Raw genomic sequence first — 15,581 nt, 5'->3', positions numbered from 1 at the left:
ATGCCTGAACTACAGCGCATCCTGCATGTGGAAGACGACCCTTCAATCCAGGCGGTGGCCAAACTGGCGCTGGAGGCCGTTGGCGGCTTCCAAGTGCTCAGCTGTGCCAATGGCCAGGATGCACTGGATCAACTGCAAGACTTTGCCCCGGACTTTATCCTGCTGGATGTGATGATGCCGGACATGGACGGGCCGCAAACCCTGGCACGAATCGCCCAACTCATCGACATCAACCAAGTGCCGGTGGCATTCATGACCGCCAAGGTACAGCCGGCGGAAATAGCCCACTACCGCAGCCTCGGCGCCCGTGATGTGATCATCAAGCCCTTCGACCCGATGCAACTGGCCGCCCAGGTGCGGCAAATCTGGAGCCAGGCTCATGAGTAATGGCCAACCCCCCGCCGATGAACTGCAGCAACGCCTGCAGCAGCTCAGCAATGCCTTCGCCCAGCGCTTGCACGAGGAGCTGCCAGCCCTCGGCCGCAATGCCGAGGGCCTGCTGCACAGCGCCGATCCGCTGGAGCAACAACAGCACCTGCAAACCCTGCGCGATCAGTTGCACAAGCTCGCCGGCGCCGCCGGCACGTTCGGCTTCAGCAGCCTCGGCCAGCGCGCCCGTGAGCTGGAACAGGAAGCCGATCAGTGGCTGGAAACCCTGCAGCAGGAACAACAGAGCCTGCAGGACTTCAGCCGCAGCCTGCAACAGCTGGCCAGCCAGCAGTTCCAGGCCGAACGTCAACAGGAGCAGGCCCCGCAGCCCTTCAAGACGCCACGCGTCAACAGCAGCGCGCGGCGCATCTATATCCTCGAAGATCAGCGTGCGATTGGCGAAAGCATGCGCCTGACACTGAATAACTTTGGTTACCAGGCCGAACACTTCACCCGCATCGCCGAGCTCGACGCGGCCCTGCAAAAGCAGTTGCCGGACGCGCTGATCGTCGACGTCAACCTGCCTGACGAAGCCCTCACCGGCCTGGAGTATGCCGCCAACCTGCAACAGCGCCTGGATGAACCGCTGCCGCTGCTGGTGATTACCACTCAGGACGACTTTGCCACCCACCTACAAGCCGTGCGTGTCGGCGCCCTGGGCTTCTTCACCAAGCCGGTGGACATCCCGCAACTGGAAAACCGTCTGGAACGCTGCTTTGCCCAGCAACAAGGCGCGCCTTACCGGGTTTTGATCATTGACGACGACCGCGAACTGGCCAGCCGCTTCAGCCTGATCCTGCGCGGTGCCAACATGCTGGTGGAAATGCTCCACGAACCGGCAGAGATCTTTTCCCGCATGCGCAGCTTCAACCCCGAAGTGGTGCTGCTCGATGTCAGCATGCCCGGCTGCACCGGCCCGGAGCTGGCGCAGATCATCCGCATGAACGACGACTGGCTGCGTGTACCGATCGTTTACCTCTCGGCCGAAACCGACATCAACCGACAGATGAATGCCCTGATCAAGGCGGGCGATGACTTCGTCACCAAACCGATTTCCGACAACGCCCTGGTGGCGGCCGTGTTTTCCCGCGCCCAGCGCGCGCGCCTGCTGAGCAACGCGCTGTCGCGCGACAGCCTCACCGGCCTGCTCAAACACGCCGATATCAAAGAACAGGCGGCAGTCGAGCTTGAGCGTGCGCAGCGCAGCGGTAAACCGGCCAGCGTAGCCATGCTGGATATCGACTTCTTCAAAAAGGTCAACGACAGCTACGGCCATGCCGCTGGCGACAACGTCATCCGTGCCCTGGCCAACCTGCTGCGCCAGCGCCTGCGGCGCATCGACAGCCTCGGCCGCTACGGCGGTGAAGAATTCCTTGTGGTGCTGCCGGACTGCCCGTCTGACCAGGCGCGGCGCATTCTCGATGAAATCCGCCAGCGCTTTGCCGAACTGCACTTTATCGCCAATGGCCAGCAGTTCTCGGTCACCCTGAGCGCCGGCATTTCCTCCACCGAAGATGCACCAACAGGTGCCGATGATCTGCTGGATAAAGCAGACCGCGCGCTGTACGCGGCCAAGCACAACGGGCGCAATCAGGTGCGCTGAAGCTGGCCATGAACCTAACTATTCGCGCCTGTAATGCCGCGCAGCTGCCGACGGCCCTGCTGCTGGAAGCCGATCCGCATCTACCGTATGTGCAAGCCTACCTGGCGGACGGTCACTGCTACCTCGCCGAGCTTGATGACCTGGTCGTCGGTCTCTATGTGCTACGGGCGCGCGGCCCTGGAATCCTGGAGCTGATGAATATCGCCGTCGTCCCTAACTGCCAGGCCCAGGGCATCGGCACGCAACTGCTGCAGCACGCCCTGCACAGCGCCCGGCAACTGGGCGCAATGCGCCTGGAAGTCGCCACCGGCAGCTTTGGCCACCAACTGACCTTCTACCAGCGCGCCGGGCTTCGGGTGTATGCCGTCGAGCCGGATTACTTTCTTCGCCACTATCCCGAACCGCTATTCGAACAAGGTTTGCAGCATAAAGATCGTCTGCGTTTAGCCATCGATCTCAACTAGGCCAAACGTCTTTGCACTTGGTTTTATGAAATTTATGGCGTAGATTTTCATGAAATTATTTAAATAGAATTTCATGAGGCGCGCCATGTTCAAACAATCCGCCCAGCACATCGGCACCTACTACGCCGGCACCTACCCCGGCGCCATCCCGCTGCGCCCGCGCCTGCAGGAAGCGTTGCAATGCGATGTGCTGATTATCGGCGGTGGTTTCAGCGGGCTGCACAGCGCGCTGCGCCTGGCTTTGGCGGGCAAGAAGGTGGTGCTGCTGGAGGCCAGTCGCCTGGCCTGGGCGGCCTCCGGGCGCAACGGTGGTCAGGCGCTGCCGGGCTGGTCCTGCGATATGCCGCCGTTTGAGAAGGCATTAGGCCTGGAGCGCGCCCGTCGCATGTGGGACAGCATGGTCTGGGCAGCCGAAGAAATGCGCGAGCTGCCCGAGCGGCATCAGTTCGATATTGATTACCGCACCGGCGCCATCTACACCGCCGTGCTGCCGCGTCGCGTGCGCCAACTGCAGGACAGCATCGAAGAAGCCGAACACAAACACGGCTACAACCAGCTCAGTTTTATCCCGAAAAACGAATTGCCGCAGTGGATTGCCAGTCCGCGTTACTTGGCCGCCGTGCACGACAGCGGCGCGGCCCACCTCAACCCGCTGAAACTGGCCCAGGGCCTGGCCGATGCCATCGAGAAAGCGGGCGGCAAGATCTTCGAGCAGAGCAAGGCACTGAGTTATCAAGAAACTGCGGACGGTTATGTAGCGCGCAGCGAACACGGCGAGGTGCGCAGCAATGTGCTGGTACTGGCCTGCAACGCCTACATCGACAAGCTCGATCCACAGCTGTCGAAGCGCCTGCTGCCGGTTGGCTCCTACCAGGTCGCCACCGCGCCGCTGGACCCGGAGCTGGCGCGCTCGCTGTTCCCGCGTGGCACCTGCGCCATCGACAACCAGTTCGTGCCGGACTATTTCCGCGTCACCCCGGACAACCGCCTGCTGTTCGGCGGCGGCTGCACCTACTTGGGCGGCATCCCCAAGGACGTACCAGCGGCCACCCGGCCGTATCTGGAGCGGGTGTTCCCGCAACTGCGCGGCGTGCAGATCGACTACGGCTGGGGCGGGCATATCGACTGCACGATGCACCGCACCCCGGACGTCGGCCGCAGTGGGCAGAAGTACTGGCTGCAGGGCTTCTCCGGCCACGGCATCCTGCCGACCCTGGCCGCCGCCCGTGCGGTCAGCGACGCGATCCTCGGTGACGCCGACCTGCTTGAGCTGTACCAGGGCCTGAGCAACCCGCGCTTCCCCGGCGGTGATCTACTGGCCGCGCCGATCGAAGCCGTGGGCAAGGCCTGGTATCGCCTGCGCGACGTAATTTGAAATCTGTCTTCAAGCTACTGCGCTCGGTGATGCTGTGTTGAAACACGCCTCAGAATGCTCATTTACAACCCGTAAACTCCGCTTCTTCGGCGCGTTTCGCCTTGCCTCACCTTCGCTCGCGACGCTTGAAAACAGATTTATACAAAGGACATGAGTATGGACATGCAGGAAGAAGTCGAAGGTCTGGCGATCCTGATCCGCGACCTGCGCAAGCACAAGAACCTCACCCTCGGTGAACTGGCCGCGCGCATCGACCGTTCGGTGGGCTTTCTCTCCCAGGTTGAGCGCGGCCTGTCGCGCCCGACCGTGGCCGACCTCACCGCGATCAGCGAAAGCCTTGGCGTACCGACCACCTATTTCTACAGCCTGAGCAAGCCGCGCGACGTGCCCTGGGTCACCCGACCGGGCGAGCGCCGCACGCTGTATTACGCCGGCGGCATCACCGACGTGCTGGCCTCGCCCACCATGTCGGGCGGCTTCTCCATGCTCGAAAGCCGTTTGGACCCGGGCGCCACCAGCGGCGACGGGCATTTGAACGACAGCTCCGAACAAGGCGGCTTCGTCCTCGAAGGCGAGCTGACGATCTGGTACGGCGACGCCGCCGAGCCGGTCACCCTCGGCCCGAATGACAGCTTCCAGCTGCCGCCGCATGCGCAGTTTCGCTACGCCAACCTTTCCGATTCCCCCACACGAGTGCTCTGGGTCTTCACCTGACCCACGCAGATAGCCGCCATGACAATAACAACAGCATTCCCCGACCTGCTCAGCGAAGTCCGCGCCTTCCGCAGCGCCCACCCCGAAGTGCGCTATGTCGACCTGATCAGCCTGGACATCCCCGGGCATTTCTACGGCAAGCGCTACCCCATCGACATGCTGGAGAAGGTCGCCGCCGGCAGCCCGCTGAAAATCCCGCAGAACTGCGTGCTGCTGGGTGTGCAGGGCGGCCTGCACCCGATTGGCGATTACTGCTTCAACGACGGCGACCCGGATGCACCGCGCCGGCTGATCCCTGGCACGCTCAAGCCGGTGCGCTGGGAAAGCCAGCCGCTGGGGCAGATGCTGATCAGCTCCGACGGCACGCAAGCACCGATCGAGTTCGAGCCGCGTGAAGTCCTCGCCCGCGTGCTCAAGCGCCTGGAAGCACGGGGTATCCGTCCGGTGGTGGCCTTTGAACTGGAGTTCTACCTGTTTGATCGCATGCTGCAGGACGGCCTGCCGCAGTTCCCACGCGACCCGCTGTGCGGCGATGCCGACGATCAGCCGAACATGCACATCGAACGCCTGTCGCGCTTTAGCGATGTGCTGCACGCCATCGTCGACGCCGCCAATGAACAGGGCATCGACGCCAACGTGATCACTGCCGAGCTTGGCCCTGGCCAGTTCGAGATCAACTTCGGCCATTGCGACGACGGCCTGCGCGCCTCCGACTGGGCCGCCCTGTTCTGCCGCAGCACCCGCGGCGTGGCGCTCAAACATGGCCAGCGCGCCAGCTTTATGAGCAAGCCCTACCTGCACGCGCCGGGCAGCGGCATGCATGTGCATGTCAGCCTGTATGACGCCGCCGGCCACAACCTGCTGGCCGCCGATGAGCAGCGCCCGCTGCGCCACGCCGTGGCCGGCTGCCTGGAACTGCTGCCGCACTGCATGCCGATCTTCGCCGCCAACCACAACGCCTTCCGCCGCTACGGCGCCATGGTCAACGCCGCCAGCCGCGCCAGCTGGGGCTTCGAGGACCGCGATGCGTGCATCCGCATCCCCGAGTCAGACGGTAAGAACCTGCGCATCGAACACCGCCTGGCCGGCGCCGACGCCAACCCCTATCTGGTGCTGGCCGCGATCCTCACCGGCATGGAGTCCGGCCTGGATGCGGGTAAAGAGCCGATTGCGCCGCTTAACGAAAACCGCCAAAGCGGCATCGACTTCCCGCAGGACATGCTCGGCGCAGTCAGCGCCATGCGCGACCACCCGGTGGTCAACCAAGGCCTGGGCGAGGAATTCGTGATGGTTTACTGCGAAAACAAGCGCCAGGACCATCTGGCTTTTATGCAGGAAGTCAGTGCCCGGGAGTACCGCTGGTTTCTCTAACACGTAACGCGCCCGTTGCCTCGGCAGCGGGCGCGCGACTTCAACGCAACAGATACACCGCCAGCCCGGCCAGCGCCGACACCAGCAACACCTCCACCACCCCGCGTTTGAAGTGCAGCAGCGCCAGCGCCGCCGCCACAGCCAATAGCGCCGACGGCCAATCGAAGGCACCGCTAAAACCCTGCGGCCAGAGCACGTGGTAGGCAAAGAACAGCGCCAGATTAAGGATCACCCCCACCACCGCGGCGGTAATCGCGGTCAGCGGGGCGGTGAATTTCAGCTCGCCATGGGTCGACTCCACCAGTGGCCCGCCAGCGAGAATGAACAGAAACGACGGCAGAAAGGTGAACCAGGTGACCAGCGCCGCCGCCAGCGCACCACTGACAAAACCCGACTCGCCACCGAATACCGGCTGCAGATAGGCCCCGACAAACGCCACGAACGCCACCACCATGATCAGCGGCCCCGGCGTGGTTTCCCCCAGGGCCAGGCCGTCGATCATCTGCGTCGGGGTCAGCCAGCCGTAATGGCCGATGGCGCCCTGGTAGACATAGGGCAGCACCGCATAGGCGCCGCCAAAGGTCAGTAGCGCCGCCTTGGTAAAAAACCAGGCCATCTGCGTCAGCGTGCCGTCCCAGCCAAACAACCAGGTCAGCAAGCCCATCGGCAGCAGCCAAAGCAGCGCCCCCACCGCCAGCAACAGCGCCAGGCGTGATGCACGAAAGCGCGTATGCGCCAGCGGCGCGCTGTCATCATCGATCAGCGCCGGGCCATAGTTCGCGTCCTGCGCCGCATGACCGCCCCCCAGGCTGAACTGTTGCGGCAACAGGCGACCACCGAGATAACCGAGTAGCGCTGCACCAATCACGATCAACGGAAACGGCAGATTGAAGGCAAAGATGGCGACAAAAGACGCACCGGCAATGCCCCACAGCCAGTGGTTCTTCAACGCCCGTGAGCCGATGCGCCAGGCCGCCTGCATGACGATGGCGGTCACCGCCGGCTTGATCCCATAGAAAATCCCCGCCACCAGCGGCACATCACCGAAGGCGATATACAGCCAGGACAGGCCGATCAGGATAAACAGCGACGGCAGCACAAACAGCACCCCGGCGATCACCCCGCCCCAGGTGCGGTGCAACAGCCAGCCGATATAGGTGGCCAGCTGCTGCGCCTCTGGCCCCGGCAGCAGCATGCAGTAGTTCAGCGCATGCAGAAAACGCCGCTCGGACAGCCAGCGGCGCCTCTCCACCAACTCCTGATGCATGATCGCGATCTGCCCGGCCGGCCCACCGAAGCTGATCAGGCCAAGCTTGAGCCAGAACCAGAAGGCTTCGCGTAGGCTGACCGCAGCAGGTGCATGGGTTTCAGGCAGATTAGACATGGCAACGCTCGCAGCAACGGGGCTGGCGCACTATAACGTGGTCGCGCGACGTTTTCCGTCAGCCTCGTGCAAGAGCCGCTGTAGATTTCCGTATACTGGGCAGCGCGCCGCCCAGGGTGGCGCCCTCCTTCAACCTGTCCGTGAAGCGCCCCGTGAAAATCCGCCAATCGATAGTAAGCCTGCTGCTGATCTGCAGCTGCCTTGTAGTTGCATCGAACACCCAGGCCGCCCCCGCCAAGCAACAGGACCTCGCCGCCGGCAGCGCCCTGCTGGTCGACCTGCAGACCAATCAGGTGCTCTACGAGCGTAACGCCGACAGCGTGGTGCCAATTGCTTCGGTGACCAAGCTGATGACTGCCATGGTCACCCTCGACGCCAAACTGCCGCTGGATCAGGTGCTGCCGATCATGATTCGCGACACCCAGGAAATGCGCGGCGTGTTCTCCCGCGTACGCGTGGGCAGCGAGCTGAGCCGCCACGATATGCTGTTGCTGGCCCTGATGGCTTCGGAAAACCGCGCGGCATCCAGCCTGGCGCACCACTACCCAGGCGGCCACACGGCCTTTGTCGCGGCAATGAATGCCAAGGCCAGCGCCCTGGGCATGAAGCATTCGCGCTTTGTCGAGCCCACTGGCCTGTCGGAACACAACGTGTCCAGCGCCCGCGACCTGGTGCTGATGCTCAAGGCCGCACGCCAGTACCCGCTGATCAGCCAGTTCAGCACCACCTCGGAAAAAACCCAGGCCTTCCGCAAACCCAACTACACCCTGGGCTTTCGCAACACCAACAACCTGGTGCGCAAGCCGGGCTGGAGCGTGCAGCTGAGCAAAACTGGCTACACCGGTGAAGCCGGCCGCTGTCTGGTGATGAACACCGTGATGAATAACCGCCCGGTGGCCTTCGTGGTGCTGGATGCCTTCGGCAAATACACCCACATGGCCGACGCCAACCGCCTCAAACGCTGGCTGGAAACCGGCAAGGTCACCGCCGTGCCACCCGCCGCCATCAGCTACCGCCAGCAGAAGTTGGCGCAGCGTCAGGCCCAGGCCGCACACTAAGCCCCCCCCAAAAAAACGACAAGGCCCGCAGACATAGCGGGCCTTGTTCCATCAGCGAGTCGCTCAGCCGTTATGCAAGCCGAGCAACGGCTGGCGCATGCCAAACACCAGAAAACGCGCCAGTTCCGGGAGCGGCAAGGCCTTGCTGATCAGGTACCCCTGCACCTGGTCACAACCGTACTGACGCAGCAGCGCCAGTTGTTCGGCATTCTCCACGCCCTCACCCACCACCTGCAGGTTGAGGTTGTGCGCCAGGTTGATCATCGCCCGCACCAATTGCCGGTTCTCCGCACGCTCACACATGCCGCCGACAAAGCTCTTGTCGATCTTCAGCAGGGTGATCGGCAGGTTGTTCAGGTGCACGAAGGAGGAGAAGCCGGTGCCGAAATCGTCCAACGAGAAGCGCACGCCGAGACGCCCCAGGGCCAGCATGGTCTGCTGCACCTGATCGCTGCGGCGCATCACGGCGGTTTCAGTCAGCTCGAACTCCAGCCACTGCGCATCGACGCCGCGCTCTTCAATCAGACGGCTGAGGGTTGGCAGCAGCTGGCTGTCCTGAAACTGGCGAAACGACAGGTTGACCGCCATATGCAGTGCCGGCAAGCCGCGCCCGCGTAGCCACTGCATATCGCGCAGCGCGCGGCTGATCACCCAGTAACCGAGCGGTACGATCAGTCCGCTTTCCTCAGCCAGCGGTACAAATTCATTGGGTGCCAGCAGACCATGCACGCTGTGGCGCCAGCGCACCAGCGCTTCCAGGCCGAGGATGCGTCCGGTTTGTAAACACAGGCGCGGCTGGTAGTGCAGCTCCAGCTCGTCACGGCGCAGGGCGCGACGCAGCTCGCTTTCCAGGTCAGCCTGGTTGCGCGCGCTACGGTTGATCCGCTCGTCATAAACATGAAAAGAGCAGCCCTGCTGGCTCTTAGCCTGCTGCATGGCGATATGCGCGTGCCACATCAGTGGGTCGGCGCTGCTTGTGGCGCGGGAATGGGCCAGGCCGAGGCTGCAACCGATCAGCAGACTTTCGCCGTCAATCCAGTAGGGCTCGCCAAGGGCTTCGGTAATCTGCGCGGCTAAGCGCTCTGCGCGCTGCGGGTCACGTCGGCTGTCGATCAGCAAGGCAAATTCATCGCTGCCCAGGCGCGCCACCTGGTCGCCTGCCTGCAGCTGCGCCTTGATCCGCGACACCACTTGCAGAATCAGACTGTCGCCACCTTGGTAGCCGAGGGCATCGTTGGCGTGGCGGAAGTTGTCCAGATCGAGGTGGCCGAGGGTCAGGCCACGGCCTTCATACTCGGCCAGGCGCGCGGCCAACAGGGTCTGGAATCCTTGCCGATTGGCAATGCCGGTCAGGGCATCCTGATCCGCCAGGCGCTGCAAGGTGTCGTTGAGTTTGCCGTATTCACGGGCATAGCGCAGGCAGCGGCGTAGCACCTCGCTGCTGAGCTGATGACGCACCAGCCAGTCGCAGGTACCCTCGGGCTCGACGTCGGGCTCGGCATCCAACAGCAGGACAATCGGCAGGGAGCAGCGCCCGGATGCGGGCAGATGACGCGGCGTGGTCAGCAGCAAGGCGTTGCTGGGGGAATCAAACAGCGCGCTGGCCGCTTCCCAGGACGGTGCGGTGATCAGGGCATAGCCACTGCCTAGCGTGCTCAGGCGCTCGCGCAGCAACTGCGCCCAGCCCGGCGTTTCCGCCAGCAAAAGCAACCGTAATGGTTCGACGAACGCGGACAAACAACTTCCCCCACTGCACAAATAAAGAGCTTTGAACCCGCTCGGATGCGTCGTAATCGACGTCTAATCACGCACATCCTTGTGTCAGTGGCGCGCCCTGCGGCATGGCAAGGACCCGAAGTGGCACCAGAGTACTGGATTAGGAAAATTAACCAAGCCTGGCTGTTTGCCATTATGTGCAGTGCAACACACTTCCAGATGGTCACAGCAGAAAGCGCCAGGCCTGTTAAAATGCGCGCCCATTTGCCCTGACGATTGACTCCATGTCCCGACTGAACCCTCGGCAACAGGAAGCCGTGAACTATGTCGGCGGCCCACTTTTGGTGCTCGCCGGCGCAGGCTCCGGCAAGACCAGCGTGATCACCCGCAAGATCGCCCACCTGGTGCAAAACTGTGGCATCCAGGCCCGCCATATCGTTGCCATGACCTTTACCAACAAGGCCGCGCGGGAAATGAAAGAGCGTGTCGGCAGTCTGCTCAAAGGCCCCGAAGCCCGCGGCCTGACGGTGTCGACCTTCCACAATCTGGGCATGAACATCATCCGCAAGGAATACGCGCGCCTGGGCTACAAACCGGGGTTCTCGATCTTCGATGATGGCGATATCAAGGCACTGCTGACCGACATCATGCAGAAGGAATATGCCGGTGATGACGGTGCGGACGAGATCAAGAACTACATCGACAGCTGGAAAAATGACCTGATCCTGCCTGAACAGGCACTGGCAGGCGCGCGCAATCCCAAGGAGCAAACCGCCGCCATCGTCTACCTGCACTACCAGCGGACCCTGCGTGCCTACAACGCCGTGGACTTCAACGACCTGATCCTGCTGCCGGTGATGCTGTTTCAGGAGCACGCCGACATCCTGGAAAAATGGCAGAACCGCATCCGTTACCTGCTGGTCGACGAATACCAGGACACCAACGCCAGCCAGTATCTGCTGGTGAAGCTGCTGGTGGGCATGCGCAACCAGTTCACCGTGGTCGGCGACGATGACCAGTCGATCTACGCCTGGCGCGGTGCGCGCCCGGAAAACCTGATGCTGCTGAAAGAGGATTACCCCTCGTTGAAGGTGGTGATGCTGGAGCAGAACTACCGCTCCACCAGCCGCATCCTCAAGTGCGCCAACATCCTCATTGCCAACAACCCGCATGCCTTCGAGAAACAGCTGTGGAGCGAGATGGGCATGGGCGACGAGATCCGCGTGATCCGCTGCCGCAACGAAGACGCCGAGTGTGAACGGGTGGCCCTGGAAATCCTCACCGAACACCTGCGCACCCAGCGCCCTTACAGCGATTACGCCATCCTCTACCGCGGCAACTACCAGGCCAAGCTGATGGAGCTGAAATTGCAGCACCATCAGATTCCCTATCGCCTCTCGGGCGGCACCAGCTTCTTCGCCCGCCAGGAGGTGAAGGACTTGATGAGTTACTTCCGCCTGCTGGTCAACCCGGATGATGACAACGCCTTTCTGCGCGTGATCAACGTACCGCGCCGCGAGATCGGCTCGACCACATTGGAAAAGCTCGGCAACTACGCCACCAGCCGCAAAATCAGCATGTACGCTGCCGCCGGCGAAATCGGCCTGGGCGAACAGCTGGATGCGCGCTACACCGAACGCCTGGCACGCTTTACCACCTGGATGGACCGGGTGCGCCAGGAGTGCGCGCAGAACGACCCGATTGCCGCCATTCGCAGCATGGTGATGGACATCGACTACGAGAACTGGCTGCGCCAGAACGCCTCCAGCGACAAGGTCGCCGAGGCCCGCATGGGCAACGTCTGGTTCCTCGTCGAGGCCCTGAAAAATACCCTGGAACGCGACGAAGACGGCGAGATGACCATCGAGGATGCCATCGGCAAACTGGTGTTGCGTGACATGCTCGAACGTCAGCAGGAAGAGGAAGAAGGCGCGGAAGGCGTACAGATGATGACCCTGCACGCCTCCAAGGGCCTGGAATATCCCTCGGTGTACATCCTCGGTGTGGAGGAGGAAATTCTTCCGCACCGCTCCAGCATCGAGGCCGATACAGTCGAGGAAGAGCGGCGCCTGGCCTACGTCGGCATCACGCGCGCCAAACGCAACCTGACCATGACCTTCGCCGCCAAGCGCAAGCAGTACGGCGAAATCATCGACTGTTCACCGAGCCGTTTCCTCGATGAACTGCCACCCGAAGACCTGGTCTGGGAAGGCCTGGAAGACGCCGCACCCGAGGTCAAGGCCGCCACCGGCAATTCGGCGCTGGCCAATATGCGTGCAATGCTAAAAAAATAACCAGCAGCACAGCCGGGCATAGATAGACGTATTTCGTCACCGCCTGCATCCGCGCTACGCTGCACCATTACATCCCGGCGCAGACCGGGTATCAGAAAGAACGACGAGGGACACCGCGTGGAAGCGCTGAAACAGAAAATTCGCGAGGAAGGCACCGTGCTCTCGGAGCAGGTACTCAAGGTTGATGCCTTTCTCAATCACCAGATCGACCCAGCGCTGATGCAGCTAATCGGCCACGAATTCGCCCAGCGCTTCGCCGGCCAGGGCATCACCAAGATCGTCACCATCGAAGCCTCGGGCATTGCCCCTGCCGTGATGGCCGGACTTGAACTGGGTGTACCGGTGATCTTCGCGCGCAAGTACCAGTCGCTAACACTCAAAGACAACCTGTACATCTCCAAGGTGTTCTCCTTCACCAAGCAGACCGAGAGCACCCTGGCCATCTCGGCCAAACACCTGGGTGCCCATGACCATGTGCTGCTGATCGATGATTTCCTGGCCAATGGCCATGCCGCCCGCGCCCTGATCGACCTGATCGGCCAGGCAGGCGCAAGCATCGCCGGCATCGGCGTCGTCATCGAAAAGTCCTTCCAGCGCGGCCGCGCCGAACTGGATGCACAGGGCTACCGCGTCGAGTCGCTGGCGCGCATCGACTCCCTCAAGGATGGCCAGGTCAGCTTTATCGATTAAGGGCCGCAGCCCACCGGGAATTGCCTTGAGCCGTTTCTAGCGCCCACAAAAAAGCCGCCTGTTCAGGCGGCTTTTTCACAGCAGCGTCAGGCGTGTTACAGGCCGGACATCTTCTGAATTGCAGCACGCAGCTCGTCATCCGAGCAGTCGGCACAGGTGCCTTTCGGCGGCATGGCGTTGATACCGGAAATGGCTTTGGCCAGGATGCCGTCAAGGCCGCCCTGGTGGTCTGCGCGCTCTTTCCATGCAGCCGTGTCGCCAATTTTCGGCGCACCCAGGATACCTGGGGTGTGACAAGCACCGCAGTGCTTGGCAATGATGTCATCGGCAGTACGCGCACCACCGCCCGCACTCACGGCAACAGCACCCACGCCCTTGCATTCTTCACCCATCACACAGACTTGGCCAACCGGCTTCAGTCGCTCGGCAATGGCATCGTCGGTCGTGGCCTGAGCAGTCACTGCCCACAGGGCCAATACGGTAGCCGGTGCTACCAGGATCTTTTTAATCAGGTTCACGGTACACCCTCTTCGTGGCTAGTCACGCTCGCGGCCACGGTTTCGCGAGCGGGCGACAGTATAACGGCAAGCGGTGCAGGCCGAAACAACCCAGATTGTCGCAGGGTTATTTCCAACCGCCAGGAAACGGCCGTGTTTCCCTGAACCGTGGCGGATTCATCAATGCGACTTAGAAGTTGGCCGGTGTGGTGGCGCTAATCAACCGGGCCGGTTGCTCGAACGGATTACGGAAACGATGCGGCTTGCTGCTCTCGAAATAGTAGCTGTCACCTGGCTCGAGGATGAAAACCTCGTCGCCGACGGTCAGCTCCAGCTTGCCCTCGACCAGCATGCCAGCCTCTTCACCTTCATGAGCGTACATTTCGTCGCCGGTGTCGGAACCACTGGGGTAGGTTTCATCAAGGAAGGAAATGGCACGACTGGGATGCGCCTTGCCCACCAGTTTCATGGTGATGGCGCCGCTGCAAATATCGGTAAGTTCGGCAGCACGATAGACCACCTGAGCCTGACTGTCCTGCTCCACATCCAGGGAGAAAAACTCCACCAGAGACATGGGGATACCCGCCAACACCTTTTTCAACGAACTGATCGAAGGGCTTACGCTGTTCTTCTCGATCATCGAAATGGTGCTGTTGGTGACGCCCGCCCGCTTGGCGAGTTCACGCTGGGAAAGGCCTTTGAGTTTGCGAATGGATTGCAGTCGAACACCGACGTCCAATGCTGGAGTCCCCCTTGGGAGTGATACGGAAAAGTCGCCGTATCATGGCATAGCGTTCGGAATTTACAACACTCGCGTTCAAACTCATCTACAGCTCGGCTGTTAGTGCCCGAGGTAGAGCAGCGGCGCCCGCCGCAGGTTGCAGAAAAGCTGATAGGGAATACTGCCCGCCTGGGTGGCCACGTCGCTGGCCAGCACCTGTTTACCCCACAGCTCGACCCGGCTGCCCAGGCCCGCTTGTGGCAGATCAGTCAAATCGACGGTGAGCATGTCCATCGACACGCGACCGATCAAGCGGGTCAGTTGGCCGTCCACCGCCACGGGCGTGCCGGTCGGCGCATGACGTGGGTAGCCATCGGCATAGCCCATGGCGACCACACCGACGCGGGTCGGCCGCTCGCTGACAAAGCGCGCGCCATAGCCCACCGGTTCACCGGCCGGCAGTTCGCGCACGCTGATGATCTTCGACTCCAGAGTCATCACCGGCTGCAACCGCGCGGCCATAGCCTGCGCCTGTTCGAACGGGGTGGCACCGTAGAGCATGATGCCGGGCCGCACCCAGTCACTCGGAACGTTGGGCCAACCGAGCACGGCTGGCGAATTGCGCAGGCTGACCTCAGCGACAATACCCTGGTGCGCCTGCTGGAACACGGCCAACTGCTCATCACTGCGCGAGCAATCCAGCTCGTCAGCGCGGGCGAAATGGCTCATCAACACAATTTTTGCCACCTTGCCGCTGGCCAGCAAACGTTGATAGGCCGCCTGATAATCCTCAGGATTGAGCCCCACGCGATGCATGCCGCTGTCCATCTTCAGCCAGACTGTCAGCGGGCCACGCACAGTGCTGCGCTCAATCGCCTCCAGCTGCCACAGCGAATGCACCACGCACCACAGTTCGTGCTGCTCGATCAGCGGCAATTCGTCGGCCTCGAAAAAGCCCTCCAGCAACAAAATCGGCCCGCGAATACCGGCCTCGCGCAGCTGCAGTGCTTCCTCGATACAGGCTACGGCAAAACCATCGGCCTGCTCCTGCAGCGCCTGCGCACAACGCACCGCGCCATGGCCGTAGGCATCCGCCTTGATCACTGCCAGGGCGCGCGCGCCGCTGACGTCACGGGCCAGTTGGTAGTTGTGACGCAAGGCTTGCAGGTCGATCAGAGCACGGGCAGGACGCATGATGTTCTCGGCTATCAGCAGTTTTCAGGCTATAAAAAAGCCCGGTGTGATGGCCGGGCAAATACGTATCG

At 62.2% G+C, this 15,581-nt stretch carries 14 protein-coding genes; 9 read left to right on the top strand and 5 right to left on the bottom strand.

The features are described 5' to 3' along the window. From DBR00_RS03840 to DBR00_RS03815, 6 genes are all read left to right on the top strand, one after another. Positions 1 to 387, top strand: coding sequence for a response regulator (locus DBR00_RS03840; RefSeq protein ID WP_108486612.1), 387 nt, complete (start codon positions 1 to 3; stop codon positions 385 to 387). After that, the gene (locus tag DBR00_RS03835; RefSeq protein ID WP_108486613.1) at positions 380 to 2,032 is read left to right on the top strand and encodes a diguanylate cyclase; all 1,653 of its coding nucleotides are present in this window, start codon (positions 380 to 382) and stop codon (positions 2,030 to 2,032) included. The genes DBR00_RS03840 and DBR00_RS03835 overlap by 8 nt, the downstream gene beginning before the upstream one ends. A gap of 8 nt (positions 2,033 to 2,040) precedes the next feature. Then, the gene (locus DBR00_RS03830) at positions 2,041 to 2,496 is read left to right on the top strand and encodes a GNAT family N-acetyltransferase (protein WP_108486614.1); all 456 of its coding nucleotides are present in this window, start codon (positions 2,041 to 2,043) and stop codon (positions 2,494 to 2,496) included. Between the two features lie 85 nt (positions 2,497 to 2,581). After that, entirely contained in the window at positions 2,582 to 3,871 is a 1,290-nt protein-coding gene (locus DBR00_RS03825; RefSeq protein ID WP_108486615.1) for an FAD-binding oxidoreductase, read from the top strand. Positions 3,872 to 4,027: 156 nt separating this feature from the next. After that, complete coding sequence (locus tag DBR00_RS03820) at positions 4,028 to 4,585, top strand: helix-turn-helix domain-containing protein (RefSeq protein WP_108486616.1); 558 nt, start codon at positions 4,028 to 4,030, stop codon at positions 4,583 to 4,585. Positions 4,586 to 4,609: 24 nt separating this feature from the next. Next, complete coding sequence (locus tag DBR00_RS03815) at positions 4,610 to 5,956, top strand: glutamine synthetase family protein (protein ID WP_218276608.1); 1,347 nt, start codon at positions 4,610 to 4,612, stop codon at positions 5,954 to 5,956. 40 nt (positions 5,957 to 5,996) lie between these two features. On the opposite strand, the gene chrA is transcribed toward DBR00_RS03815, so the two are convergent. Further along, positions 5,997 to 7,340 (bottom strand): chromate efflux transporter, encoded by a 1,344-nt coding sequence (gene chrA / locus DBR00_RS03810; RefSeq protein ID WP_108486618.1) that lies wholly within the window; start codon positions 7,338 to 7,340, stop codon positions 5,997 to 5,999. Between the two features lie 152 nt (positions 7,341 to 7,492). Between chrA and pbpG the strand changes: the two genes are divergently transcribed. Next, positions 7,493 to 8,398, top strand: a complete 906-nt coding sequence (pbpG, locus tag DBR00_RS03805) for a D-alanyl-D-alanine endopeptidase (RefSeq protein ID WP_108486619.1) — start codon at positions 7,493 to 7,495, stop codon at positions 8,396 to 8,398. A gap of 63 nt (positions 8,399 to 8,461) precedes the next feature. On the opposite strand, the gene DBR00_RS03800 is transcribed toward pbpG, so the two are convergent. After that, entirely contained in the window at positions 8,462 to 10,135 is a 1,674-nt protein-coding gene (locus tag DBR00_RS03800) for a bifunctional diguanylate cyclase/phosphodiesterase (protein WP_108486620.1), read from the bottom strand. 263 nt (positions 10,136 to 10,398) lie between these two features. Here DBR00_RS03800 and rep point away from each other — a divergent pair, with 263 nt between their 5' ends. Beyond that, entirely contained in the window at positions 10,399 to 12,408 is a 2,010-nt protein-coding gene (gene rep / locus DBR00_RS03795; RefSeq protein ID WP_108486621.1) for a DNA helicase Rep, read from the top strand. A gap of 117 nt (positions 12,409 to 12,525) precedes the next feature. Continuing rightward, entirely contained in the window at positions 12,526 to 13,098 is a 573-nt protein-coding gene (locus DBR00_RS03790; protein ID WP_108486622.1) for a xanthine phosphoribosyltransferase, read from the top strand. Between the two features lie 95 nt (positions 13,099 to 13,193). On the opposite strand, the gene DBR00_RS03785 is transcribed toward DBR00_RS03790, so the two are convergent. From DBR00_RS03785 to alr, 3 genes are all read right to left on the bottom strand, one after another. Continuing rightward, positions 13,194 to 13,616: a cytochrome c5 family protein gene (locus tag DBR00_RS03785; RefSeq protein ID WP_108486623.1), complete on the bottom strand. Its 423-nt coding sequence runs from the start codon at positions 13,614 to 13,616 to the stop codon at positions 13,194 to 13,196. A gap of 169 nt (positions 13,617 to 13,785) precedes the next feature. Then, positions 13,786 to 14,334 carry a cupin domain-containing protein gene (locus DBR00_RS03780; RefSeq protein ID WP_108486624.1) on the bottom strand — a complete coding sequence of 183 codons (549 nt, stop codon included), beginning with the start codon at positions 14,332 to 14,334 and terminating at the stop codon, positions 13,786 to 13,788. Positions 14,335 to 14,436: 102 nt separating this feature from the next. Next, positions 14,437 to 15,510 (bottom strand): alanine racemase, encoded by a 1,074-nt coding sequence (gene alr / locus DBR00_RS03775; RefSeq protein WP_108486625.1) that lies wholly within the window; start codon positions 15,508 to 15,510, stop codon positions 14,437 to 14,439. Positions 15,511 to 15,581 lie beyond the last annotated feature (71 nt).

It is taken from the genome of Pseudomonas sp. HMWF032 (genome assembly GCF_003060885.1).
GTDB lineage: Bacteria > Pseudomonadota > Gammaproteobacteria > Pseudomonadales > Pseudomonadaceae > Aquipseudomonas.
The sequence above is the reverse complement of the archived record's forward strand: the minus strand, read 5'-3'. Positions and strand labels throughout refer to the sequence as shown.

Bases quoted from the DNA above. Each gene is read 5' to 3' on its own strand.
- DBR00_RS03835 (WP_108486613.1), top strand. From the start codon at position 380: ATGAGTAATGGCCAACCCCCCGCCGATGAACTGCAGCAACGCCTGCAG.
- DBR00_RS03830 (WP_108486614.1), top strand. From the start codon at position 2,041: ATGAACCTAACTATTCGCGCCTGTAATGCCGCGCAGCTGCCGACGGCC.
- chrA (WP_108486618.1), bottom strand. From the start codon at position 7,340: ATGTCTAATCTGCCTGAAACCCATGCACCTGCTGCGGTCAGCCTACGC.
- DBR00_RS03825 (WP_108486615.1), top strand. From the start codon at position 2,582: ATGTTCAAACAATCCGCCCAGCACATCGGCACCTACTACGCCGGCACC.
- DBR00_RS03840 (WP_108486612.1), top strand. From the start codon at position 1: ATGCCTGAACTACAGCGCATCCTGCATGTGGAAGACGACCCTTCAATC.
- rep (WP_108486621.1), top strand. From the start codon at position 10,399: ATGTCCCGACTGAACCCTCGGCAACAGGAAGCCGTGAACTATGTCGGC.
- DBR00_RS03820 (WP_108486616.1), top strand. From the start codon at position 4,028: ATGGACATGCAGGAAGAAGTCGAAGGTCTGGCGATCCTGATCCGCGAC.
- alr (WP_108486625.1), bottom strand. From the start codon at position 15,510: ATGCGTCCTGCCCGTGCTCTGATCGACCTGCAAGCCTTGCGTCACAAC.